Origin of the sequence: Sporosarcina pasadenensis, assembly GCF_047228845.1 — a bacterium.
In the GTDB taxonomy this organism is placed as follows: Bacteria; Bacillota; Bacilli; order Bacillales_A; family Planococcaceae; genus Sporosarcina.
In genome coordinates this window covers 1-25,725 of the sequence record NZ_JBFEGM010000011.1, presented here as the reverse complement: position 1 = coordinate 25,725, position 25,725 = coordinate 1, and the positions used below count along the sequence as shown (strand labels likewise).

Annotated in this window: 17 protein-coding genes; 15 read left to right on the top strand and 2 right to left on the bottom strand. The window is 46.1% G+C overall.

Going from position 1 to position 25,725, the window contains the following annotated elements; translation table 11 throughout:
• The first annotated feature begins 485 nt into the window (after window positions 1-485).
• From AB1K89_RS14505 to AB1K89_RS14465, 9 genes are all read left to right on the top strand, one after another.
• Window positions 486-4,403, top strand: a complete 3,918-nt coding sequence (locus AB1K89_RS14505; RefSeq protein ID WP_413055432.1) for a S8 family serine peptidase — start codon at window positions 486-488, stop codon at window positions 4,401-4,403.
• A gap of 389 nt (window positions 4,404-4,792) precedes the next feature.
• Window positions 4,793-5,398, top strand: coding sequence for a 3'-5' exonuclease (locus AB1K89_RS14500; protein WP_413055431.1), 606 nt, complete (start codon window positions 4,793-4,795; stop codon window positions 5,396-5,398).
• Between the two features lie 416 nt (window positions 5,399-5,814).
• Complete coding sequence (locus AB1K89_RS14495; protein ID WP_413055430.1) at window positions 5,815-6,786, top strand: nuclease-related domain-containing protein; 972 nt, start codon at window positions 5,815-5,817, stop codon at window positions 6,784-6,786.
• Window positions 6,787-7,081: 295 nt separating this feature from the next.
• Complete coding sequence (locus AB1K89_RS14490; protein WP_413055429.1) at window positions 7,082-7,402, top strand: YhdT family protein; 321 nt, start codon at window positions 7,082-7,084, stop codon at window positions 7,400-7,402.
• Complete coding sequence (gene panF, locus AB1K89_RS14485) at window positions 7,399-8,841, top strand: sodium/pantothenate symporter (protein ID WP_413055428.1); 1,443 nt, start codon at window positions 7,399-7,401, stop codon at window positions 8,839-8,841. The genes AB1K89_RS14490 and panF overlap by 4 nt, the downstream gene beginning before the upstream one ends.
• A gap of 473 nt (window positions 8,842-9,314) precedes the next feature.
• The gene (locus AB1K89_RS14480) at window positions 9,315-9,710 is read left to right on the top strand and encodes a hypothetical protein (protein WP_413055427.1); all 396 of its coding nucleotides are present in this window, start codon (window positions 9,315-9,317) and stop codon (window positions 9,708-9,710) included.
• 142 nt (window positions 9,711-9,852) lie between these two features.
• Window positions 9,853-10,764, top strand: coding sequence for a DMT family transporter (locus AB1K89_RS14475; protein ID WP_413055426.1), 912 nt, complete (start codon window positions 9,853-9,855; stop codon window positions 10,762-10,764).
• 260 nt (window positions 10,765-11,024) lie between these two features.
• Window positions 11,025-11,999: a nuclease-related domain-containing protein gene (locus AB1K89_RS14470; RefSeq protein ID WP_413055509.1), complete on the top strand. Its 975-nt coding sequence runs from the start codon at window positions 11,025-11,027 to the stop codon at window positions 11,997-11,999.
• Between the two features lie 606 nt (window positions 12,000-12,605).
• On the top strand, window positions 12,606-13,688 hold the full coding sequence (locus AB1K89_RS14465) for a CAP and S-layer homology domain-containing protein (protein WP_413055425.1): 1,083 nt from the start codon (window positions 12,606-12,608) through the stop codon (window positions 13,686-13,688).
• A 161-nt stretch (window positions 13,689-13,849) separates the two neighbouring features.
• Here AB1K89_RS14465 and AB1K89_RS14460 read toward each other — a convergent pair whose 3' ends face one another.
• Together AB1K89_RS14460 and AB1K89_RS14455 are read right to left on the bottom strand one after the other, a co-directional pair.
• On the bottom strand, window positions 13,850-14,677 hold the full coding sequence (locus tag AB1K89_RS14460) for a glycerophosphodiester phosphodiesterase (RefSeq protein WP_413055424.1): 828 nt from the start codon (window positions 14,675-14,677) through the stop codon (window positions 13,850-13,852).
• Between the two features lie 214 nt (window positions 14,678-14,891).
• Entirely contained in the window at window positions 14,892-15,089 is a 198-nt protein-coding gene (locus AB1K89_RS14455; protein ID WP_413055423.1) for a hypothetical protein, read from the bottom strand.
• A gap of 159 nt (window positions 15,090-15,248) precedes the next feature.
• Here AB1K89_RS14455 and AB1K89_RS14450 point away from each other — a divergent pair, with 159 nt between their 5' ends.
• The 6 genes from AB1K89_RS14450 to AB1K89_RS14425 form a co-directional block, all read left to right on the top strand.
• A complete protein-coding gene (locus tag AB1K89_RS14450) occupies window positions 15,249-16,424 on the top strand; it encodes a S41 family peptidase (protein ID WP_413055422.1) in 1,176 nt (391 codons plus the stop codon).
• Between the two features lie 166 nt (window positions 16,425-16,590).
• Window positions 16,591-17,880: a nucleotide sugar dehydrogenase gene (locus AB1K89_RS14445; protein ID WP_413055421.1), complete on the top strand. Its 1,290-nt coding sequence runs from the start codon at window positions 16,591-16,593 to the stop codon at window positions 17,878-17,880.
• The gene (locus AB1K89_RS14440; RefSeq protein ID WP_413055420.1) at window positions 17,881-18,591 is read left to right on the top strand and encodes a WecB/TagA/CpsF family glycosyltransferase; all 711 of its coding nucleotides are present in this window, start codon (window positions 17,881-17,883) and stop codon (window positions 18,589-18,591) included.
• Between the two features lie 1,083 nt (window positions 18,592-19,674).
• Window positions 19,675-23,409 carry an S-layer homology domain-containing protein gene (locus AB1K89_RS14435; protein WP_413055419.1) on the top strand — a complete coding sequence of 1,245 codons (3,735 nt, stop codon included), beginning with the start codon at window positions 19,675-19,677 and terminating at the stop codon, window positions 23,407-23,409.
• Between the two features lie 890 nt (window positions 23,410-24,299).
• Window positions 24,300-24,572, top strand: coding sequence for a hypothetical protein (locus AB1K89_RS14430; RefSeq protein WP_413055418.1), 273 nt, complete (start codon window positions 24,300-24,302; stop codon window positions 24,570-24,572).
• A gap of 98 nt (window positions 24,573-24,670) precedes the next feature.
• Window positions 24,671-25,725 (top strand): hypothetical protein (locus tag AB1K89_RS14425; RefSeq protein ID WP_413055417.1); only part of this gene is annotated, 1,055 nt, incomplete at its 3' end.

The following is a 25,725-nucleotide window of genomic DNA, read 5'->3' as shown; positions in this document are numbered from 1 at the left end:
TGAGAACTCTTTGAGGCAGAACGAGAAATCTTCGGCGATAAGTGAGAACTTTCACCTCGAAAACGAGAACTTGCGCATAAATCGGCAAATACGCGCATAACTCGCTAAAGTTACGCATAAATCCCGCCAGAAACGCATAACTCGCAAGAAATACGCATAAAGAAGCGAATCTACGCATAAAACCGAGAAATCACGCATAACCCAAAAGCCTTCACCCGAAATGAATCACACTATCCAACCTATCGCCAGTAAACTTCCATATTTCCATATCAAATCTACTAAACAAGCAACTTAGCCAAATACTCATACTTCCAGCTTCATCCATATACCGTCAGAACTACCCACACCCAGAAACATCCATATCTTTAGAACGATTTTTCTGAACAATCGGCATTTACGACATTGGTCACTATTTTCAAATAAATCTTACTATGATATTGTGAAATGGCAACAATCTACCAAACTACTAAGGGGGAATAGGTATTTTGAAGAATCGCAACTTTACAAAGCTGTTCAGCACATTCTTGGCAATCATCCTCGTGCTAACAATGCTCACGCCATTCACGGCATCCGCCAACACGGATCCGGCTGAAACAGCTGACCAACCAACAAAAGCGTTCAAGCAGAACTTGCAAGATGAAAGCATCATGCAGCAAAAAGCCGCCATCGCCGAACAGCTCAACTTGCTCGGGGGCGAAGCGAAACTGCATGAAGAGCTTCAAAACGTAACAGGGAATCAACAAGTCCCAGTCATCATCCATCTCTCTGAAAAATCAGTAGGACTCCAAAAGGGAATCCAAAAACTGAAAGGAAAATCATTCTCCCACTCAGAAGCGCAACAAACAAAACAAAAAGTGCGCAACCAGCAAGCGGCTGCGAAAAAAGAAATGGTTATCAAAGGCATCCAATTCAACGAAGGCTTCAGCTATGACACCGTCCTCAATGGAATGTCCGGAACCGTCAAAGCTGACGACCTTCCAAGACTTCTCGAAGTGAACGGCGTCACACTCGTCGAGCCGGACACAATCGTCTACGCACTCGAAGACAACAAATCGAACGGTAAGAAAAAACAGGCTCCATCCGAATCGCCTCTCCAAAAGAAAGCAATAGATGGACAAGTCGGACCTGCCATGGACACGAGCATCGGATTCCTCGGAATCGAAGCGCTCTGGGCGGAAGGCTATGAAGGACAAGGCATCAAAGTCGCCGTCCTCGACACAGGAATCGACGCCGACCACCCTGATTTCCAAGGCATCTACAAAGGCGGTAAAAACTTCATTCCGCACAGCAGCAACTACACAAAACCACGTGCGGATGACGATGCATCCGAAACGTCGCCAGTAGAACGCCCTGCAAACGTACCGGAATTCAACACGAACGGCAGCTCATTCTACACATCCCACGGTACACACGTCGCGGGAACAATCGCTGCAATCGGCAACAACGAATACGGCATTAAAGGGATTGCACCGAAAGTCGACCTATACGCATACCGCGTACTCGGCGCATACGGCAGCGGATCCACATCAGGCATCATCGCAGCGATTGACACAGCAGTCCAAGAAGGCATGCACGTCATCAACCTGTCGCTAGGCGGCGGTGTAAACTCCGAAACAGATGGCGCATCTTTCGCTATCAACAACGCCATGCTCGCAGGCACAATCTCAGTCATCGCAACAGGAAACTCCGGACCGAACCGCGGAACGATGGGCACACCAGCGACATCCCGCCTCGGCATCGCAGTCGGCAACACGACAAACCCTGAAGCGCACTACCACGGCGACATCAACATCAACGCCGGCAACTACAACCTATCAAAAACGCTCAACCTAATGGGCACAACATACGGCCAAGACCTCGCCACGCAGCTTGACGGCGAATATAGCATCGTCGCAGTCCCTGGACTTGGAAAACCAACAGACTACGCTGGACTTGACGTCAATGGCAAAGTTGTACTCGTCTCGCGCGGCGAAATCGCATTTGTCGACAAAATCGCAGCAGCGAAAGCCAACGGCGCAATCGCCATCATCGTCCACAACTTCGCGGGCGGAACAGGCGCACCAGGCCCATCCGGCACGTTCCTTGGCGACGCATTCGAGTTCATCCCGACATTCGACATGTCCCAAACGGACGGCGAAGCAATCCGTGATGCATTAGCGAAAGCGGAAGGCACGATTTCATTTGGCAATTTCGATAAAACAATGACAGCAGGCGACGAAGTGAACAACTCCAGCTCACGCGGACCGTCCACACCGAACTTCGACATTAAACCTGACGTCACTGCACCGGGAACGAACATCATGTCGACAATCCCGATGTACAAAGCAGACTTCCCGGAAGCGACCTACGAACAGGCCTACACGCGTAAAACAGGAACTTCCATGGCAACACCACATATTGCGGGAATCGCGGCGTTAGTGAAACAAGCGAATCCGACTTGGGACGCTTTTGACGTAAAAGTCGCGCTCTCCAACACAGCGAAGGTCCTTGATACTGGCAAGTACGACGTCTTCGCACAAGGGGCAGGCCGCGTACAAGCTTACCAAGCAGCGCACCCTGAAATCCTTGCATACGCAATCGACACCGCAAACAACGATGGACAAACTGTTGAGAACAAGAAAGGGACAGTGACATTCGGTCCACAAGATTTGAAGACAAGCATCTCTGTCACAAAGCAGATCCTTGTGAAAAACGTAAAAGGCAGCGGAGGCACATACAACGCATCTGTTCAAGTGACGAAAGGCTTCCGTGACGCAGCTGTCACAATCGACAAGCCGACGTTCACTCTATCCGGCGAGCAATTGCTCAACGTCACGTTGACAGCATCCGCAGCGAGCACGAAAGCCGGCGATGAAATCCTCGGCTACATCAACATCGAAGGCGGCAGCACGGTCGCATCATTGCCATTCGCAGCTGATTTCGGCGGGAAAGCAGCAGATGAAATAAAGAACATGAGCATTTCGGAAACAGACCTGAGCTTCAACGGCGACGGCGTGAAAGATGAAGCAGTTTTATCCTTCACGATTACGGGTGACGTCGCTACGAACTATATAGAACTTTGGGATATCATGGATCCTGAAGGCGGCGCATACGGAGACGGCTACATCGGCTACCTGCACGCGGGCACTGCATTAGGGGCAGGTTCATACACGCTACGAGTCGGTGGAAACTATAACCCATGGGGCGGATCTGGCGCGACAAGGATTCCAGACGGACTCTATACAATCGACTTCACAGCACTGACGGTTTCAGGCAACCCGCCGATCATCGGTGACTTCGTAGGACCAGTCGTCGTCAAATCGACAGCGGGCACAATTGAAGGTGCAATCGAAGGTACGATAGCAACCGGCCAAATCGATGACGCGTACATTCAGTACCAAGAGGAACTCGAATTGTACGGCCTTGGCTACAACATCAACACAAAACTAAAAACTTCTTACGAAGTGCTAAAAGGTGAAGAAGTTGTCGCATCCGGTCCGGTTAACCTCGAGCAGGACGGCACATTCACATTCGAACTTCCTGAGCTCAACAAAAAAGAAAACTCGGTTAAAGTGAAATATGAAGACGCTGCTGGCAATAAAGCCGAAGCGGTCATCTACAACGCTGGCGACCAAGTAGGTGACGAAGTCACTTACAACGTCAACCACGAATCACTCACGCTTGAAGTCGGCACATCAGAGCAATTGACAGTAACTGAAACGACGACGAAAGCGGACGGAACGACAGAAGAGAAGGACGTCACGGCTGACGCGACATTCACTTCTGCTGACGCTTCAATCGCAACAGTCGAAAACGGCAATGTCACAGCACTAGCTACGGGCACGACGGAAATCACTGTTACGTACAAAGACTTTTCGGCAAGTGTCCTCGTAACTGTCGCAGCTGAAGTAGAGCCGGAGCCAGAACCAGAGCCAGGGAATAGCTACGTCGTCACGGAAGAGATTGTTTCACAATCCGGCAAACAGATCGTTATTGATGTGACTTCAATGCAAGGGGAAGTCGACATTGTAATTAACGCTTCCGTCATGAGTGCAATCGAACGTTCTAAGAAAGACGTTGTCATCCACAAAGATGGCGCTGTCTACTCCCTTCAAAAAAATCTATTGAAGGCATTGAAAGGTAACATCACGATTTCAGTAGCAAGTAATGACGCATCGGGAGTAGCCAACGCGGTTTCCGACATTTACACAATCACTTTCTGGAACGGAATCGGGGAAGCGAAACAACAAGTGACGCGCCTTGGTCATTCAATCGATATCGTCATGCCAGTCAACACGAGCAGCAAGCAAGTCCGCGTGATCGACGCGAACACATTTGAAGAAGTTGCCAAAAAAGCAAATGTCAAAAACGGCACAGTCAGCTTCTCAGCTAATACTGGCGGCAACTTCGTAGCCACCAACTAATCCGAAACGAGCCTTTCCAATTCCCGGAAAGGCTCGTTTCATTTATTTGTTCACGACGCATCAAAAACGCATAACTGTAGCTAATCACGCGTAAATCCTCCCAAAAACTCATAAACGCTAAGAATTACGCATAAATTCCTCCAAACGCGCATAAACCCACCCAGAAACTCATAAACGCTAAAATTCATGCATAACGCCTCTTACCAGCCCCTTAATTTGTCAAAACCATTCAGCGCGATAGACAAATCCCACACCAAAACATCACCGCGAGTACTCAAATACTCATAAACTATCTCAGTTAAAACATATATCTAGTTTAATACTTTTAAAAAGGTGTAATATAGTAATAGAATTGAAATAATCGTGAAAATAAAGGATGTGCAACCAAGATGAGCCCAAATCGAAAAGCGGCAGAACTGCTGCAAACAAAAACGGACATCCAAAACTGGGGCGCCCGCCGCGCTTCCCGTATCAGGAAGTACAAAACGACAACCAGGCACGTCACAGACTACATCGTCCTCGACTTCGAAACGACAGGCTTCCGGGCTGGCGCTGATCGCATCATACAAATCGGGGCCCTCAAATACATCGGCCACGAGCGTGTCGGTGTACTTAACAGCTTCATTAACCCGCAACGACACATCCCGGCGTCCATCACCCGTCTCACAGGCATAACGAACGAAATGGTCCAATGGGCACCGACCATTGAAAATAAAATCGACGACCTTCTCGAATTCATCGGCGACCTGCCGATCATCGCCCACAACGCCAGCTTCGACATGGGTTTTCTCTACGCCCTCGACAACATTGAAGGCATTAAGATTCCCGAATACACCGTCATCGACACTGTGAAACTGGCACGCAAGACAATTACAGAAACGCCCAACCACAAACTCGGCACACTGGCGAAGCACCTCCAACTTGAACACGACGCCCACGACGCAATCGGCGACTGCCTCGCAACCGCCGCCATCTACCAATACTGCACCCAGTAAACCGCCGAAAGTGGCGGTTTTTTAATTTGTCAAAAGCATTCAGCGCGATTAAAAAACCCCATCCTAACAATCCATCCTCCACGTCAGGACCGAATCACGCATAAATCTCCCCAAATACTCATAAACCCTCCCAAACGTGCATAAATCCATCAACTCACGCATAAATCCCACCAGATACGCATAAAACCGCCAACTTACGCATAACCCCAAAATCTCACGCATAACCAAAAAAATCTCCGCATAACCTCTCACATCAGCGCATAAACTCTATCAATCAACTAGCAAAATTCATTTTTAATCGCCGAAATCGAATCATAACGCAATTTTAAACGCCAAAAAAGCCCCAAAATGCAATCTTCATCCAAAGTATTCCATTCAAACAGGAAGCAAGCTAAACTAAACATGAGGTGAACAAATTGATCTACAAAAAACGGACAATGCCAAATGAATTGAAAGCACTCCTATCCCTAGACAAACGCCTGCCAAACAGCCATATGAAAAAGCACGAAGTCAAAAAAAATCTCCTGATCTGCCAAGCAGGCTACAACGGCGAACTCGAATTTGATGCCCACATCAATGAATTCCAGCCAGATTACCCGCACGCCATCCTCCACGACCTATACCTGCAGCAAGACGGCACCTATTTTCAAATCGACTCGCTTGTCATCACGCCATCATCCATCACCGTCGTCGAAGTGAAAAACCACAAAGACAAAACGGTCATCAAGGCGAACCCTACCCAATTCATCCGCGTCTTCCAAAACGGCGACCGCAACCCGATGCGCAACCCATACATCGAAATCGACCGGAAAATCCACTTGCTAAAAAATTGGTTGCAAACACGCGGCATCCAAATGCCGATCGACGGTCTCCTCACATTCGCACATACGAACGAACTCGCCATCGAGCACCCGTCGCCCGAAATGAAAACGATCTTCACTTACGAAGCGCCCGTCCATTTCCGATCATTGCCCGTGAATGAACAAATACTCGACGGGCACGCCATACACAACTTGGCAACCGCGATGATCGCACACCATAAAGACTACAACCCATTCCCGCTCGCCGACCGGTACGACATCACCCCTGAAGACATCGCACCCGGCGTCATCTGCCCAAGCTGCGACCGGCCCGGCATGAAGTGGAGGAGGGAGAAGTGGAACTGCCCGTCATGCGGACACGCCGGAAAAACCGAACACCAACAAACCGTCCAAGACTGGTTCATGCTCATCAAACCTCAAATGACGAACCGCGAATTCCGCTACTTCACCCAGCTCAACAACCGCAACGTCGCCCGCAGCCTGCTCGCCAAATCTGGCCTTCAACTCATCGGCGAACGCAAAGCCGCACACTATGTAGTAATGAAAGATAGAACTCCGACTCCGTAAAAAAACGCTCCCACCCGGAGCGTTTTTTTCAATCCAACCCCTTAATTTGTCAAAACCATTCAGCGCGATCCTCACTCTCTATATAATAGTAGGAACTCCGCGACCTCCCCAAAAGCAGCATAAACTCGCCCGAAAACTCATAAACTCCCGCAACCACGCATAAACCGCCGAAATTCCGCATAACGCACTCCCAAATACTATCAAACTCCAAATACCTCTCCCAAAAACAAGAAATTCCTGTATAATCAACCTAAAAGACTTTAATCGAACTTCAACCGAAAGGAGCAATCAACAAATGGCCAGCAATCCCAAGCCGCCCGAACAATACAAGCCCGATCCGCGCTTCAAAATCGCGCACAAAGAAGCACTCATCGGCGTTGGACTAGCAATATTCAACTTCATCTGGTGGTACGGCTTCGCCTACGGACTCGGATCCCGCCCACCCGAAGAATATACATACATTTTCGGCCTGCCCGACTGGTTCTTCTACAGCTGCGTTCTCGGGTTCATCCTAATGTCGGCGCTCGTCATCATCATCACCAAATTCGTACTAAAAGAAGTCCCGCTCGACGCGGACCCGTACGCTGAAACAAAGGAGGAATCCCTAAAACAATGAACATCCAAGTCATCATCCCGCTCGTCATCTTCCTAGTCGCGATCTTCGTCGTCGGCTACATCGCGTCCAAACAAATGAGCTCAACTGGCGGATTCCTCCAAGAATACTTCCTCGGCGGACGCGAACTCGGCGGCTTCGTCCTCGCGATGACGATGGTCGCCACATACGGCAGCGCATCGAGCTTCCTCGGTGGACCCGGAACCGCCTACACAGTCGGTTTCGGCTGGATCCTGCTCGCCATGACCCAAGTCGTCACCGGCTATTTCGTCCTGCTCATCCTCGGGAAAAAATTCGCAATCCTCGGCCGCAAATACAACGCCGTCACGATGATCGACTTCCTGAAAGCGCGCTACAACAGCCCGGCCGTCGCGATTCTATCAGCCATAGCCATCATCATCTTCCTATTTTCCGCCATGACCGCGCAATGGGTCGGCGGGGGACGGCTCATCGAATCGCTCACCGGGCTCGAGTACACATCGGCGCTCTTCATCTTCGCGATTTCGGTCCTCGTCTACGTCGTGATCGGCGGATTCCGCGCCGTCGCACTGACCGACGCCGTCCAAGGAGCGATCATGGTCGTTGGCACACTCATCCTGCTCATCGGCGTAATCATCGCGGGCGGTGGAGTCCCGGCCATCATGCAGGACTTACTGAATGAAAACCCGAGGCTCGTCACGCCTTTCGGAGCGGACGGAAAACTGACCGCCGCCTACGTATCCTCCTTTTGGATACTCGTCGGCGTCGGTGTAGTCGGCCTCCCGCAAATGGCCGTCCGCGCCATGAGCTACAAAAGCTCCCGCGCCATGCACCGGGCACTCGTCATCGGCACAATCGTCACAGGTTTCATCATGCTTAACATGCACCTGATCGGTGTCTTCGCGCGCCCCGTCATGCCAGGAATTACCGTAGGGGACAAAGTCATTCCGCTAATCGCGCTTGAAGTATTGCCCCCATGGCTTGCAGGCATCGTCCTCGCGGCACCAATGGCGGCCATTATGTCGACCGTCGACTCGCTGTTGCTGCTCGTCAGCTCAGCGATCGTCAAAGACGTCTACTTGAACTTCATCAAACCGGAAGCAAGCGAAAAACGGGTCAAACAAATAAGCATCGGCGTCACCGGCATCCTAGGAATCATCGTCTTCCTGCTCGCCCTGCAACCGCCCGACCTGCTCATCTTCCTGAACCTGTTCGCATTCGGAGGGCTCGAAGCCGCCTTCATCTGGCCGATTGTCCTCGGACTGTACTGGAAATACGGCAACAAACACGGAGCCATACTGAGCATGATCACCGGCATCGCAAGCTACATCGCGATCCACTTCTACAACGCGGCTTACGGCAACCTACTCGGCGTCCACACAGTAACGATCCCCGTCGTCCTGTCCCTGCTCGCCTACATCATCGGCTCCCTCGCCATCCAGCGAAAAGCCTTCAGATTCTAAATGAAAAGCGGACTCCCAAACGAGAGTCCGCTTTTCCCATCCAAAAACGCATAAACTGAAAAACTCACGCATAAATCCCCCAAATTACGCATAAACTGCAAAACTTACGCATAACTCCCGCCAATCACGCATAACCGCCCCCAAACACGCATAAATCCCAAAACCTACGCATAACGTCTTCAATCAACCCCTTAATTTGTCAAAACCATTTGGCGCGAACAGAGGAGGGCATTCCAAAAAATTCTCCGCGGACACAAATCAGCTAAACTCCTGCGACTCTCCACTAGTTTCCAATGAAGTCTTTGGTGATATATACATATAAGATAAATATTTAAGAAAGGGGGGAATATATTGTATGGAATATAAAATAATCGAATTTTTATATTCTGTACAATATAATTATGGCTATAATATTCTATTTAAAAGAGAACGGGGAAAGTCAGGTAATATCGGAAATATCAAAGGTTGTCCAAATGGGAATCAAAGGCGATGGCAACGCACAAGAATTGGCGAAGTTTCTACGCCAAGGACTTCAGCAATTATCTTCTGTAGGCATTCCAGCCAATAAAGAACTTATCATGGTTGGAGAAGACGAGAATGGACATAAAAGGACATTTCGGCTTTTTAAAGAGCTTACCTGTAATCGTCCATTAAATGAGATCAGAGTTAACCGAAGGAAACCTGGTGCTTTTAGAGCCATTTTCTTCGAATATGAATACGAGGGAGAGCAACTGCTACTATTTACAAAAGCAGTTATTAAGAAAGGCGATCCAAATCCCCCGGAATTCCAAACGGCAATCAGGGAAAGTGAAAGATTATATGATAAATTCCTCCAGAATCCTGATAAATACATAAGAGAGGATGAGTAATGTGAAGAACGTTAACAAACAACATGAAGAAGTGATGGATCTCACCGCAACTATTGAGATCCTTTTTTTACTAACTCCCGCATAACCCCCTCCCATATGCTAAACTAGACTCTATCGACCAAAAGAAAGAAGGCACTCAACCATGTGGAAACTCTACACACTCCTCACCATCACCATGCTCCTCTGGGGCATCAACCTCCCCATGCTCAAATACCTGCTCACCTTCATGCACCCTGTCACCATGACCGCACTTCGCGTCCTAACAGCAGGCATCACCGTATTCGCCATCCTGGGAGCCCTTAAACTCGTACGCCTCCCAACCAAAAAAGAATGGACATACATAATCGGCGGAGCCGCCCTCAACGTCGTCCTCCACCACTACTTTCTCAACATGGGCCTCTTCCGCACAACCGGTACGAACGCCAGCCTCATCCTCGGAACCGGCCCAGTACTAACAGCAGTATGCACAGCACTCATCCTGCGCAACTACCCGACGAGAATCCAATGGCTCGGTGCAATCGTAGGCTTCATCGGCATCGGCTCCGTCGTCCTCGCAGGCGGCGATTCACTATCTGGCCTCAAACTCGGAGACGCATTCATCTTCATCGCCATCCTTGTACAAGTCCTTTCGTTTTTAGTAATCGCTAAGGCAGCAAGGACGCTTGACCCAAGGGTTCTCACCGCGTACATGCTGATTGCCGGAAGCCTCTTACTGTTCGTCATCAGCTTCATCCAAGAGCCCGGCGAATTCGCCAAATTCACAACCGTCCCGCCAAGCTTCTGGGTCGTCTTCGCCGCAAGCGCCATCCTAAGCACAGCCGTCGGACACATGCTCTACAACTACTCGATCGCACAAATCGGCCCATCGAAAGCCGCCATCTTCATGAACCTGAACACATTATTCGCCCTAACAAGCTCAGCCCTCTTCCTAGGCGAAATCATCACCGGCCGCCACCTGATCGGCTTCCTCTTAATTATCATCGGAGTAATGCTAGGGTCGGGTGCTGCAGAAGAATTATGGAAGAAACGCAAAATGAAACCCGAGCCGTCGTAACGACGGCTCGGGTTTTTAATATTTATATAGCCCGCAATACAATTAATCTCCCGCGCAACATAATGAAATCAATCCGCAACACAAGCAAGTCCCAATGCATCACAATCAACTCCCCCGCAACGCAACAAACGACTGTCACAATGCAATCAATCCCAAACGCAACGCAACGAACTCCACCCGTAACACAACCAACAACAAACTACAACGCAACCCGTTGCACCCACGAAAAATAAATGCTAATCTATCAATGAACAAAGAATATTCAATTTAAAGGAGCGTGCACACCAATTCACGAAAAACGTAACGAGCCCGAAGAACTTACCCAACTCGAACGGCTGCGCACAAGATTACCAACCGACCACCCGCAGTACGGAACGGTCAGCAAAAAGTATCACCAAGCTAAAGCCGGCTACACCGGCGAGCTCTATGTAGATCGAGTACTTAACGAAATCGCCTTTCCCCAGGGCACAACAATCCTGAAAGACATCACATTAGAAATTAACCCCGATTTCCTTATCCAGATCGACACCTTTATCATATCCCCATCTATCGCATTCCTTCTCGAGATTAAAAACTTCACTGGTACCGTGCACTTCGACGAAAATTCAGGCAAAACTACCAAAATCTCTCCATACGGAGAGACCGAAAAATACGATTGCGTCATTCACCAACTAGACCGAGCGGCAATCGGCCTAACCGAATGGCTTAGACAACGAAACATCAATATCCCGATTGAGCCCATCCTTATCATGGCAAACAATAATACCGAAATTCCTAAATTCCCAAATGCAGTAACACTAAAATACGCAAAACAGTTACCGCGCTACATTCGGAAATTCATCTCGGACGAACCCAAGCTGACAGCAAAACAAATCCGTCAAATAACTCAAATCATCAACCAGAACCGGAGAAAATGGTGGAACGATAGAGCATGTAAACGATACAAAATCTCACCAAACGAATTAAAACGTGGCGTACTCTGCCCAACATGCAACGAACCAGCCACCCGCGTCCGCGGTCACTCCTGGTACTGCAGATCATGCAAAAAGAACACAAAAGACGCCCTGCAACAATCGATCGACGACTGGTTCCTACTCGTCAGCCCAACCATAACGAACAGGCAGCTCCGCCTATTCCTAGATCTGAAATCCAGCTCAGCCGCAAGCGTCATCCTACGCCAAACCAACCTACGCCGCCACGGCGCCTCCCGCAACACAACCTATACCAAACCATAAAGCCGCCTGGGAGGACGGCTTTTTTGTGGAATCGCGTACACAGACTCCTATTCCATTAAAATTCCCCGCGTACTCAACCACCTTTGCACAACCATCTCATACTGCAACACAACTAAACACCGTTATAACACAACCAACCGAACTCACAACGCAATCAACTCACCCAGCAACACAACAATCCGCTTCCGCAACACAACCAAACACAGTCACAACGCAACCGATTAAACTCGCAATACAATCAACCACACCGCATCAACCCATCTAATTTGTCAAAACCATTCAGCGCGATACGAAGAGTAGGGGATACATCCAAATTGCCCACGACCAACCCAACCGCCCAACACAATTAACTTCCGCCGTAACGCAATCATTGCCACTCGCAACACAACAATCCCGGCTCGCAACGCAACCAAACACCCGCAACACAATGGACTCACTCCGCAACACAACGAAACACAATCGTAACGCAACCATTCCAACTCACAACACAACCATCCACCAACGCAACACAACCAAACCTCCGGTTTTTCAAAGAACACCCAACCGTTTCATTCCCACCCTCCACCAAAAATCCACTATAATCGTAGAAAAGGAGGCGAAACATCTATGAAACTCAAAATCTCAACTGCACTTCTCACTACAGCACTGCTGCTAACACCCGCAATCCAACCGGCACAAGCCGCATCATTCACAGACGTCCCGAAATCCCATTGGGCACACGACCCGATCGACGCCATTTCAGAACTAGGCATCATCAACGGCTACCCGGACGGCACATACAAACTCAACCAACCGGTCACGCGTGCACAAGCTGCTAAAATCGTCGCGCTCGCAACAAAAACGAAGCCGACACACGACTTCACGCCGGACTTCAAAGACGTCACCCCGGCCCATGGTGCGTACGACCACATCCGCGCACTCACCGAACGCGGCATCTTCAACAACGGCGAAGTCTTCAACCCGAACGCGCCACTCAAGCGCGGGCAGATGGCCAAGATCATCACCCTCGCCTATGACATCAAAGTGGACGACAACGACCTGATCTCATTCAGTGACGTCATAAAAATCAACGGCTACCAAAGCTACATAACAACCATTGCCGAGCTCGGCATCACAACAACCGAACAAGGCGGCGAATTCAAGCCGAACGATCCTGTATCCCGCGCCCACATGGCCGCCTTCATCCAACGTGCCATCGAATTTGACGCCAAACGGAAAACCGGCGAACTCTACTATGACGAAGCCCAACAAAAATACGTCGAAAAAGTCTACTCCATCCCTGAGCCGCCACCGAGCCAAATGGACGAGTCGATAGCAGCTCAAACCATCAATCTAGTAAACAATGAACGATTACAACAAAATATCGCACCACTCAAACATGACATGTCGCTCTCAACCATCGCCCAAGCGAAAGCCGATGACATGGCAGAGAACAACTACTTCACCCACAACTCGCCAACATACGGCTCCGTCGGCGACATGCTCGACCACTTCGGCTACGAATGGTCAGGCTACGGTGAAAACATCGCAAAAGGGTACACAACAGCCGAAACCGTCGTCGAAGGCTGGATGGAATCACCCGGCCACCGCGCCAACATCCTCCAATCCCGATTCACCAACATCGGCATTGGCTATGCCATCGACAAAAACGGCACCCCCTACTGGGTCCACCAATTCTCAGTCCAATAACTATAAAAAGACGGCGAAGGGGAGGGGACCCCAGCCGTCTTTTTCGTGTAATCGCGCCTCACCAACTTTCAACCCCATAGCAACCTCCGCATCCATCCCTAAAAATACAAACAAAAAAGGAGCAGCAACTACTCCTTTACTAAAACAATCTTATAAAAATACTAGTTTCGTGGATCCACATAATCCGGATAATCAGTAATGATCGCGTCCACCCCCATTTCAAATAGAAAATCCGCCGCTTCCTGACTGCGCACCGTCCATGAACCAACCTGCATTCCTAAAGAGTGCACTTGCTCCACCAACTCCTCCGTCACAATTCTATAATTCGGGTTAACCCAATCCGCATACGTTGAAAACTCTAGTAAAGCTTTCAATGTTGTGTCTGCACGGTTAGAAGTCAATACACCGATTGGAACTCGGGGAAGAAGCTCATTCATTTTCTTCATCGACTCAAAGTTGAACGATTGAATAATGATCTTTTCATTTTGCGGTTTATCGAGATTTCGTTCGAGTAATGCTTCTGCCACCTGCTCTTCAATACCAGGGTAAAGCTCCGGAGCCTTCAACTCTATTAAAATGCCGATCTTACCATGGTAACGATCTAGAATCTCTTCAAATGTCGGGATAGGTTCTCCTGCATACTGTTCCCCAAACCAACTACCCGCATCAAGGCTCCTCAACTCTTCAAATGGCAAATCCCCGACATGACCTGTTCCATCCGTCGTACGGTCCACCGTCGTATCATGGATTAATACTAATTCACCATCTTTGCTTCGTTGAACATCGATTTCTATATAATCAGCTTTCATATCCACTGCGAGATCGAAAGCAGCAATCGTATTTTCAGGTGCATAACCTGATGCGCCACGGTGTGCTACATTATCTACTTGTTTTCTAGTACCGACTGTTGGTTCATCCGCAAGCTGACTGAACGGGTTGAATAATAAAGATAAGGCTACTCCTGCTTCTAGTAGTAATTGTTTGCTCATTTTCTCCATCTCCTATCTAAATTAGATTCAACTTCAGTTTAGAATAGGGATGTTAAGCTACTATATTGATAGTTTTAACGCTGCATAAAGATTATGTTAACGAATACCGATCGTTGTCCCTACGGTTATTTACAAATCGAATTGATTGAAAAGTAATGCCATACTTACATATAGTGCAAAAAGAAAAACGCCAGAAACTGGCGTTTTCACATAATCATCGTTGCTTACCTTGATTGTTTTGCTTGTTTCCCGTTACATTCTGTACAGCGTTTTTAGCAGCATCTACAGTGTTCATTGCAATATCTTCTGTTGTTTCTAAAGCATCATGAGCTGTTTCGAATGCGGATCCAGCTGTATTCTTAATGCTCTCCGCGACGTTTTTATTATTTTTACCGTTTTGTTGATTAACCATTATGTTTCACCTCCTAAACAAGAATAGGATGTGTATGTTGTCGTTATTTATCCGTGCAAGGGACCTACTCTATAAAACTATTCTCCCGTACCATGTCTTTAATTTAATAATATGGGTATAATAACCGTATCAACGATCCTCAAGAAAGGAGTCATCGGCATGAAAAAAATCCAATTCATCCTACTCGCATTCATGACTATTATCCTGCTCGCTCCATACGCATCGGCCCAGACAGCACTATCCGCCGAAGCTGAAGCCGCACGCGTCGACGACATCAAATTCTTCGTCGAAAACTTCTATTATGGAGACATCCCGGAAAACCTTCATGCCATGACGACAATCGACGAAATCATAGATTCTCTCGACGAATACTCGCGTTACATGTCACCCGACGAATACATGAACTACGTAGCAGCAGTGGGTGCCGACGACATGGCCCTCCATAACCTAACGGAGCCCGCCGTCACATCCCACATGCTCTACGGCAACATCGGCTACATCAAAATCACCACCTTCTCCGCCAATATGGACAAAGCCGTCACGAAGCATTACACGAACCTGAAGAACAAAGGCGCCAACAAACTCATTATTGACCTCCGCTATAACGGTGGCGGCTACGTCGAAAGCGCCGAACAACTCCTCGGGCACTTCGAAGGCGTCAAAACAGCCTACGAAATGAAAACGAGGGAAGGCACGACAACCGTAAAACCTGTACTATCGAAACTGAAATTCCCGAAACAGACCTATGTACTCGTCAACCGCTACTCGGCATCCGCATCTGAGATTGTGGCGGCATCCCTCAAAGACCAGAACGCCGCAATCATCGTCGGCGAGAAGACAAAAGGGAAGGGCACCATTCAGTCATTCTTCGAATTCGAAGACGGATCGGCACTCAAACTGACAATCGGCGAATTCACAGGACCGAAGAAATCCAAAATCCATCGCACAGGAATCGTGCCAACAATCGCAAGCGAACATGACCAAGAACTTTCTACTATACATGCGCGCCTATTGAAAGACTCATTGTCACAGAAAAGCTATAAACAAGTCGACAAGCTGCAAGAAGTGCCGACTAACAAAACATTCCATCTCCATTTCACGCAAAAAATGAACCTTACTGGCGCAAACACGTCCAATAAGGTAGAACTCATAAAAGTAGGAGGCGTCGCAGTACCGATTTCAATCAAACCGAACGGCACGGACATGCTCGACATCACGCCACTCAAACAAATGCAAAAAGGCGGTTCATACTTCCTCGTCGTCCACCCAGGGATCGCAAACGACACCGGACGGACGACCAAGCAGGGCATCTTTACACCTATCACGGTGAAATAAGCCCCGTAATAGTGGAAATATGTACAACCGATTCAACTATGCTATAATCAACGAATGTAAATTCAAAAGAGCAGGGGTCGAGCATCACCGCCCCTGCGCAAGCATTTCAATGAAATTTCAAGCATTACCTAATAAAAGCACCCCCATTCAGAAAGGAACATCACTCATGAACAACACTATGTGCGTCATCGGCCTCGGCTACATCGGCCTACCGACAGCTGTCATGTTCGCCAACAGCGGACTCAAAGTCCACGGCGTCGACATCAACGAAAAAGCAGTCAACATGATCGCCAACAAGCAACTACATATAGAAGAGAACGGACTCCAAGAACGACTCGACCAAGCAATCGACGCTGGAAACCTAACCGTCTCCACGACTCCAGTCGAAGCTGACGTCTACATCGTCGCCGTCCCGTCGCCGATCAATCCCGACAACACGGCAAACTTGGAATACATCCGCAAAGCGACAGCATCCATCGTTCCATATTTGAAGCCAGGCGCACTCGTCATCTTGGAATCGACTGTCCCACCAAAAACAGTTGAAAACATCATGTTGCCAGAACTTCGCAAATCGGATCTAGTACTCGGCGAAAACCTCTTCGTCTCACACTCGCCTGAACGCGTCATCCCAGGCAAGATCTTCGAAGAACTCGTCAACAACGACCGCATCGTCGGCGGCATAACACCAGAATCAGCTGAAAAAACAAAAGCGCTCTACAAAACATTCGTTCAAGGCGAAATCCACTTGACGGACGCAACAACAGCTGAACTCGTCAAAGTAATGGAAAACACATACCGCGACGTCAACATCGCATTCGCCAACGAACTCGCGAAAATCGCGGAAACAATCGGTGTAGATATATGGGAAGCGATCCGTTTCGCAAACTTCCACCCGCGCGTCAACATCCATTTGCCAGGTCCGGGAGTAGGCGGCCATTGCATCGCAGTAGACCCATGGTTCCTAGTAGAACTGAACCCGGAAAACGCGGAAATCATACACAAAGCACGGCTCACAAACGACGCCATGCCGCAATTCGTCGCGCAAAAAGCGCAATTCCTGTTGGACGCGAAAGGTATCACGGACGGCAAAGTAGCCGTACTCGGCCTCGCATTCAAAGGCGACGTCGACGACATGCGCGAAAGCCCTTCAGTCAGTGTAGTTGAAGCGTTGCAAGAACGCGGCATCGAAGTGAAATCGTTCGACCCGCACATCAAAACATTGCAACACACGACACAACAAGCAACACTTGAAGAAGCAACACAAGACGCTGACCTGATCATCTTGACGACGGATCATACCGACTTCAAACAGCTCAGCCCGAATTCACTTACAACAAAACAGCCGAAACCATTCATCCTCGACACGAAAAACGCACTCTCTCGAGACAAATGGGAACAAGCCGGATTCCATTACTTCAAACTCGGCGACGGCTCACCAGTAGGAGTCATGAGCTAAATGAAAGAAACGATATTAGGCGTCGACGTCAACACAGAGAACTACGATGAACTCATCCCGAAACTCTTCAACAACATCGACGCCAAAAAGAAATCATTAATCGTAGCCATCAATCCTGAAAAGTTAATGAAGGCAAAAGACGACCCAGCGCTGAAAGCCCTGCTTAACCGGGCGGAATTCCAAATCCCGGACGGCATTGGTGTTATCATCGCGTCCAAGATCCAAAAAGGCAACATACAATCCCGCGTAACCGGAGTAGACATGATGGACAGAATAGTTAGGGAAGCCGCCCGAACAGGAAAGTCCATCTTCCTCTACGGCGCGAAACCAGGAGTTGCAGATGCAGCCGCAGCTAAACTGATTGACACGTATCCCGATCTCAAAGTGGCCGGCACACAGGACGGCTACGAAAAGGACACGTCAAAAGTGATCGCAAAAATCAACGCCGCACAACCCGACATCTTGTTTGTCGCAATGGGATCGCCGAAACAGGAATTATGGATTGAAGAGCATCGCGATAACTTGCATCCGATCCTTTACCAAGGAGTCGGCGGCTCATTCGACGTGCTAGCAGGCAACATCAAACGCGCACCAGCCGCATTTCAAAAGGTCGGAGCGGAATGGCTCTACCGGCTATTGCTGGAGCCAAGTCGTATCAAACGGCAAATGAACTTGCCAAAATTCCTTTTTGAAATAATTCGCCAAAAATAAAATAATGATACTTGTAATCTAGTAATACTGGTGATAGAATACGAAATGTAAGGATAATTTCCTCTGTAGCATATATTATTAAACGCCACGCAGGACGAAAACGGTTGGTTGACCGCACAAAAGGACTTGAACAGCTCCCATCTGTTCAAGTCCTTTTGCATTCTATAGAAAAGCGGAGGGCGCTTGCTCAGATGCTAAGTGGCGCCTTATTCCACACAGCGGCTACGACTTATGACCCGAGCAGCTAGCGACCGGAGCTAGACATAGAAGAGCGGAAAGCAAAGCGTTCAAAGACTAAATTCTGAGGCTGTTAGCCTCTTCTCCACCTGCATTAGACAAGATCCCCAAAACTATTTCCTCTAATCTACTTCTATTAATAGTTTCCCTAGCATAGATTCAATAGATTTAATCAAATACCATAACGAAGCAGGTATTTTGCAATCAAAAGTGTCATTGTGGAAGCATATTTAGGTAAATCTACTCTCGTTTATTGTCTCAAGCAGGATCCGTTTGCACTAAAACACAATTTCTTTCTATTAAGGTTCTATTATGTTCAATAAATAATAGATTCTAAAGCGTTGGTAAATGGGACAACCAATTTTATTTCCAAAAAACAATTACTTTTTCACTAATAAAATTTCAAGGAGTCGGTGAATAGGACAACTAATCACTGCTATAAAAACAATTTCTTCCTACTACAATTCTATTACATTTATTGCATTAATAGATTAACGTATGGGGGGGCGACCGCCATAATGGCCGATTACTCCCAGTATTAGGAAATGATAAATCTACAAAACCCTTGCAAGACAAGCCACATAAAAACAGTAAGATAATTGGGATGATTTAAGACTTTTAGTGAAATATGATAGAAATACTTGATATATTTTTGAGATAAGGTAGAATAGTAGAAGCAGCGGCAAATTACATAGGTTTGGGACTTGCAATCTAGCAAAATACCAATAAGTAATTGACATCCCTGCTGTTAGAATCTATACTTTATTGTGTAATGGCTTCTACTTCCATTTTGCCGTGGGGTAGATGACAAATTTTATTTCTTAAATAAGAGGAGGAAATTATTCAATGGCTAACCAACCAACGAAGTATCGCAAGTTTGTAGTTGGCGCTGCATCAGCTGCTTTAGTAGCATCTGCAGTAGCACCAGTAGCAAGCGCTAAAGATTTTTCAGACACAAAAGGCAACACACATGAAGCAGCAATCGATGCACTATCTGATGCTGGCATTATCTCGGGTTACCAAGACGGTTCTTTCAAACCGAACCAAACGTTGACTCGTTCTGACGTTGTTAAATTGATGGGGAAATGGCTTGTATCTGAAGGATACGAAGTACCTTCTGACTACAAAACGAACCCACGTTTCACAGATTTGACAGCAGCTTCAAACGATGAGCTTCTAAAATATGCTGCAGTTGTTAAAGACAACGGCGTATTCAACGGAAGCAACGGTCGTCTACTTGCAGGCGACAACATCACTCGTGAGAACATGGCAGTAGTACTTGTTCGTGCATTTGATTCAGTTAAAGATATTAATCTAGTAGAATATGTTTCCGGCCAAGACTTCAAACAAGAAGTTGCTGACCGTAACTCTGCTAAATCTGAAGCTCGTCCAGCAATCGATGTCCTAGACTTCTTCGACATCACAACTGTTGCACAGTTCAATCCAAAAGGAACTACAACTCGTGGCCATTTCGCTACATTCCTTCACAACTTCCTAAACGCTGATCTTTCAAAAGTAACTGGCGTTGTAGCAGGTGTTGAGTCAATTACGGCTGTTAACAACACAACTGTTGAAGTGAAGTTTGTTGAAAAGGTTGAAGATCTTGCAGCATTGAACTTCAAAATCGACGGACTAGAAATCACTAACAAAGTCCTTAAACAAACTGACGCTAAGACTGTAGTATTGACTACTGCTGTTCAAGAAGGCGGAAAAACTTACACAGTAACTGCTAACGATAACAAACTTGGAACTTTCAACGGTGTATCTGCTGTAGTTCCAACTGGTATCAGCGTTACTACTCCATCTCTACAAGGTGTAATTGGTAAAGATGTTACTGTTACTGCTACAGTTACAGTTCCAGAAGGACAATCTAAAGCTGGCGTGCCAGTTACTTTCAACGTAGTTAATAGCTCTGCTACAAACGAAAAACTTGAAGCAGTTGCTTATACTGACGATAAAGGTGTAGCTTCTTACACTTACACTCGTTACTATGCTTCTGAAGACAATGTTGCAGCATACGCTACACACAAATCTTCAGTAGTATCTTCCGGTAAAGTATACTGGGCAGACAAAATTCAATTAGCTGTTTCTGAAATCACTACTGGTAACGATTTGGCTAACGAAACTAAAAAATCCTACAAGGTTACTGGTAAAGCAAATGCTACTTACTACATTGCTATCAAGGAAAACCTAGGGGTTGCACCAAATAAAATTACAGATGTATATGTTCAAGATCATGCAACTAAGAACTTCGTAACACCTTATGAATTAACAACTGGAGCTCAAAAATTCGCGACAGTAACAACAAATGCAAGTGGTGAAGGTTCATTTACAATCTATGGTACTAACTTAACAGCTACACCAATCGTGTATGCTCCTGAGTCAACACCAACTACTCCAGTTTCTTACAATTACAATAAATTGGACTTACAAGCAGAAGCACCAACAGTTAAATTCTCTCAATTAGATAGCTTGGCTATTGCTGTAGTTGGAGAAGGTACTGCAAATTCTGCTGAATACTTTGGCACTGTTGCTCCAGTAGCATACGATGCAGTCTCTGCTGGTGGTCGTACTTATACAGTAACAGTTACTGATAAAGCTGGAAAAGTTGCTCCAGAAGGAACTGTTGCATATGTAGCATTCGATGATCTAGCTGGCGATGTGTACTTCTCAACTGGTACATCTAACTTTGCTAAGCTAAACACGAACGGGACTGACATTAAGACAATTAAAGTTGGTAAAGATGGTAAAGCTCAATTCCGCGTAGCTGGAAAAGGTGCTACATCTTATGTAACTCCAACTGTATTCTTAAATACTGCTGGTGATGTTACACCTGTTAAACTTGATAAAGCAGATGTTCAATCTGTTGCTGACACAACATACTTCAAGTCTCCAGTTGTTACAAATGCTGTATTATCAGTTGAAGATAAGGATGGAAATGCAGTTACTTCGCTTTCAACAGCAGAAGATGCATATTTCGTTTATCAATCAGTTGATCAAAACGGTTTTGCTTACCGTCCAACAGAACAAAGAACAACTTCAACTCAAACTGTTTACCGACAAGAAGTTCGTAATGGCGTAACTTACTTTATTCCAGTATCTGAAACGAATACAGAAGTTATTCCAACTAAATACGTATTGGCATTTGATGTAACTTCTACATTTGGTAATGCCGATGTGAAAGATGAGAATGGAGTTCCTCTGAAAGAAAGGCAGAATTTAGGAAGAACTAAAACTTATCATGTAGAATCTGATGTTAACGGTCAAGCAGTTATCCGTGTAAATTCAAACACAGCTGATACTGTTAGTGTAAATGTTACTGGTGCGAGTGGAATTCTTCCAACTCAAACAGCTTCAGTTTCATTCACTGCATACGATGGTATCCCTGCGAAGCTTGATAATGCAGTCGTAACTGCTGTTGAGCTTAACAGAGATCGCTTGAAGCTACGAGTAGACGCTGATACTGAAACAGCATGGATTAACTACGGTGCTGCTCAATTCTACAAAGCTAATGGCGATGTTCTAACACTAGTTCAATTTGAAGATATCATCTCTGCTGGTGATGTGGTTAACTTCCAAAAAGGCGCAGATGGAAAACATATTTTCCGCGTTGTAACTGACAATGCTCCTGTAACTGGTGCAACAAATCCTACATTCACGGATACTGATGGAGACCTTGGTGAAATCGGTGGACCTATTAACTTTACAGCTACAGCTGGACATTCTTATGAAGTATTCTTAGGAACTGCTTCATTAGGAACAGCTACTGTTACAGGAACTGCTGGAACATTTACTGTTGCTCAAAATACAGCATACACTGGTCAAGAACTTAAAATCGTTGCAACTGTATCTGGTTCGGGATTAACTGCTTCAACAGTAGTAGCAGTTACTGATCTTGATACTGCTACTGGTGCAGCTGCTCAATTAGCCGCAATTAATTCAGCTGCTTCATCTCAAAATTGGGCTGGAATTACAGTAGCTACATTGACTGGCGCTGGTGTAACATTCAAAGCTGGATACACTGTTACAGCTGCGGATTTTGCAGCAATTAAGACACGCTTACAAAACGAGATTGCTGTTGATGCTGACGGTAAGTTTAACCTAACTGAGCTTCAAAATATTATTGATCTTGAACTAGCTGACGAATATGCAGCAGTAGATACAGCAGCGGCAGTGCAAGCTGTTAATGCTATTCAAGGTAAAGAAGAAGTTGATGCAGCTTTGAGAAATCCTGCATTAGGATTAAATCTCACTAAATATTCAGCTCTAAATACTGCTCAACGTGAAGACTTTGTTGCGGATTTCTTCCCACGTGGCACTGCAGAATTACCTAACTTTGCTAACGCTGCAGGCATTCAAGCTTGGTTAGATGCAGAAGTACCGAACGCAGCTGTTAAAGAAATCGTTTGGGCTGCTGGCGAAGGTAATTGGGATCAAGTAAAACTAAACATGTTCACAGCTGCTGGCATTACAGGAGTAACTGCAAGCAACTTTGATGCAGTTAAAGCTGCATTGGAAGCAGTAAGTTCTACTTTGGATGATGCAGCAAGCATCCAAGCTGTTGTAAATGGTGCTTCTTAATAAAACTAAACGAAACGTTACTCTATAAACTGATCCAATCAGTGAAATGAGTGGAAACGAATACCCCGTGTCTTGCCTTTTGGTAGTACACGGGGTTTCTTTCTAACTGCTATATTCCAATATACGGGTGAAATTCCTGTTCTTGTAAACAGTCAAAAGCAAGTGCCTAATCCTCCTGCATCCAGTGATGTGCTGAATACACAAAAGGGATGAAGTCAGGTGAAGTCGTACCCGGTGGTCCCGGGGCGGGGTTCTTTAAAAGATTTCTATGGTTAGGTAGACGAATCCATGTAGGCAGGGTAAGTTAGTGTATAGTGCGAAATAAGCTAGGAGCTCACTTTACATCCTTATAGTTGAAATGCTATAGTGGCGATCGAGAAATTGACTGTTAATCCGGTCGTTCTTACACCTGGATAGTGGAAACCTAAGGGAATCAAAAAGAGGGATGGAAATAGCGGAACGTTTGAAGTCTTACTGGAAGAGGTGTTTCAGCACCTATGAGACTAGTAAGATGGCAGCGGGTTCATAGTAGTGTTGATGGTTAGCCGTTCGGACTTGTATGGTAACATACGAGAAGGAGAAAACTAACTGGAGCGAAGGGACCCAGTCAGTGGTCGTTATTCATAAGCTTACTTTGCTTAATAATGCTTACCAATTTCATAGTAGGACCAATCATGCAATAGCGATTGGTCTCTCTTTTTGCCATTTATATAGGTATATTCACACGGTTAAATATTTACTATAAAAATGCAATTATATGTATGAAATGGTGCAAAAATGAATAACTACTGTTGATGGCACGCCGTATGCGGTGAAAGCCGCCTGTACGGTGTAGGCTCATTATAAGCCTGTCCATAGATATGATATGGATGGGGGAAGGTGAGAATAGCGTGATAAGTACAACAGTAGCATTTAATAATGCTATTAAGAGTGCAAGCCCTATCGCTGGTCCAATTACAATTAGTGGAGATATTCAAAATGGATCAGTGTTTGATCTTCAAAGTAAAACAATTACCAATTTAACAATTGATTTAACAGGACTAGTGAATGGTGAAAAAATTACTTTGCAAAATGGTTCTGTAACGAATCTAACAGTTATAGATAAATCAGGTGTTACATTGGTGAAAAAATCAGTTGCCATAAATAATGAAACAATTAAATAAAAATTCCCTGTAAAAATGGAGGAAGGGGAAAGCAAGCTTTCTCCCTTCCTCTTCATTATCCCATGATTGCTGAACTTTAAAAAGGAGGATAAATATTAATGAATAAACATAAAAGATGGGCAGGTTATGCAGTATTATCTACAGCAGCATTTGCAGCTACAGTAGGAACGCCAGCTATTGTAGCACATGCGGATGTATATTTCGCTGAGGGTACAAAGGTGACGGGTAATTTCATAATAACAAAACCAGTGGAGTTAACTACAAGTAACCCTGAGGCGTTGAGTGATGCAAAAGTTATCATTGATCCAGTAGATGCAGGTGCAGAAATTGATTTAAAAGCAGTGAAAATAACAAATATTGAAATTAGAGGATCAGTCAAGTTGAAAAGTGGAGCATTAGATGGTGCTAATATAGTTTTAAATCCATCTAATTCAGATGCTAAAATTGACTTAACAGGAACTAATGCTATGACTGTTGAGGTTAAAAGTCTAGTAAACGAGATTAAAGTTCCGAATGGAGCTGTAGTTACTGCACCGAAAGAAATTGCTGGAGAATTAGAGGGTAAAGTAAAAAATGCAAAAGGAGATAAAGTAGTTGTAAAAGAAGAAAGTGACCAAACTGTACCAACTGATGCAGTTAAAGTAGCATCAGCAAAATCAACAATTGAAGGATTAAATATCTCATGGAATACTGATGTAGCAACAACAGTAGTTTCTGCAAATATAGCTATCGAAAATGCGACATTACCGGAGGGTGTAACAGCAGTAGTAGCAGAGGGAACAGATTCAAATGCAGGCAAAGTAGTAATCACAATTACAAGTGGGACAGAGTCTGACACAATTGTGATATCAGCAGCAGTCCCAACAGAATCAATTGAAGCGGTAAATAACGCAAAAGATGTAACAAGCCTTAGAGGAGCGATAGCAACACATTGGAAAGCTTTAGGCATTTCGGAAGACATCAAAAATAACTTTATGTCATTACCAGAAGGCGCAGGCCGTCAACTAGCGGTGTATCAATTTGTAAAAGCAACTGGAACGTTTACAGATGCTAGTACACTTAAAGAAACCTTTGAATATGCAGTAAATCAAGAGTTTCATAAGTATGAATTTATCAAAGCTGTCGATGGTGCAAAAGATGTTAATGAAATGGA

Coding starts and splice junctions, on each gene's coding strand:
- AB1K89_RS14460 (WP_413055424.1), bottom strand. CDS start 14,677: ATGAGCAAACAATTACTACTAGAAGCAGGAGTAGCCTTATCTTTATTA.
- AB1K89_RS14465 (WP_413055425.1), top strand. CDS start 12,606: ATGAAACTCAAAATCTCAACTGCACTTCTCACTACAGCACTGCTGCTA.
- panF (WP_413055428.1), top strand. CDS start 7,399: ATGAACATCCAAGTCATCATCCCGCTCGTCATCTTCCTAGTCGCGATC.
- AB1K89_RS14445 (WP_413055421.1), top strand. CDS start 16,591: ATGAACAACACTATGTGCGTCATCGGCCTCGGCTACATCGGCCTACCG.
- AB1K89_RS14480 (WP_413055427.1), top strand. CDS start 9,315: ATGGGAATCAAAGGCGATGGCAACGCACAAGAATTGGCGAAGTTTCTA.
- AB1K89_RS14440 (WP_413055420.1), top strand. CDS start 17,881: ATGAAAGAAACGATATTAGGCGTCGACGTCAACACAGAGAACTACGAT.
- AB1K89_RS14455 (WP_413055423.1), bottom strand. CDS start 15,089: ATGGTTAATCAACAAAACGGTAAAAATAATAAAAACGTCGCGGAGAGC.
- AB1K89_RS14435 (WP_413055419.1), top strand. CDS start 19,675: ATGGCTAACCAACCAACGAAGTATCGCAAGTTTGTAGTTGGCGCTGCA.
- AB1K89_RS14475 (WP_413055426.1), top strand. CDS start 9,853: ATGTGGAAACTCTACACACTCCTCACCATCACCATGCTCCTCTGGGGC.
- AB1K89_RS14490 (WP_413055429.1), top strand. CDS start 7,082: ATGGCCAGCAATCCCAAGCCGCCCGAACAATACAAGCCCGATCCGCGC.
- AB1K89_RS14500 (WP_413055431.1), top strand. CDS start 4,793: ATGAGCCCAAATCGAAAAGCGGCAGAACTGCTGCAAACAAAAACGGAC.
- AB1K89_RS14450 (WP_413055422.1), top strand. CDS start 15,249: ATGAAAAAAATCCAATTCATCCTACTCGCATTCATGACTATTATCCTG.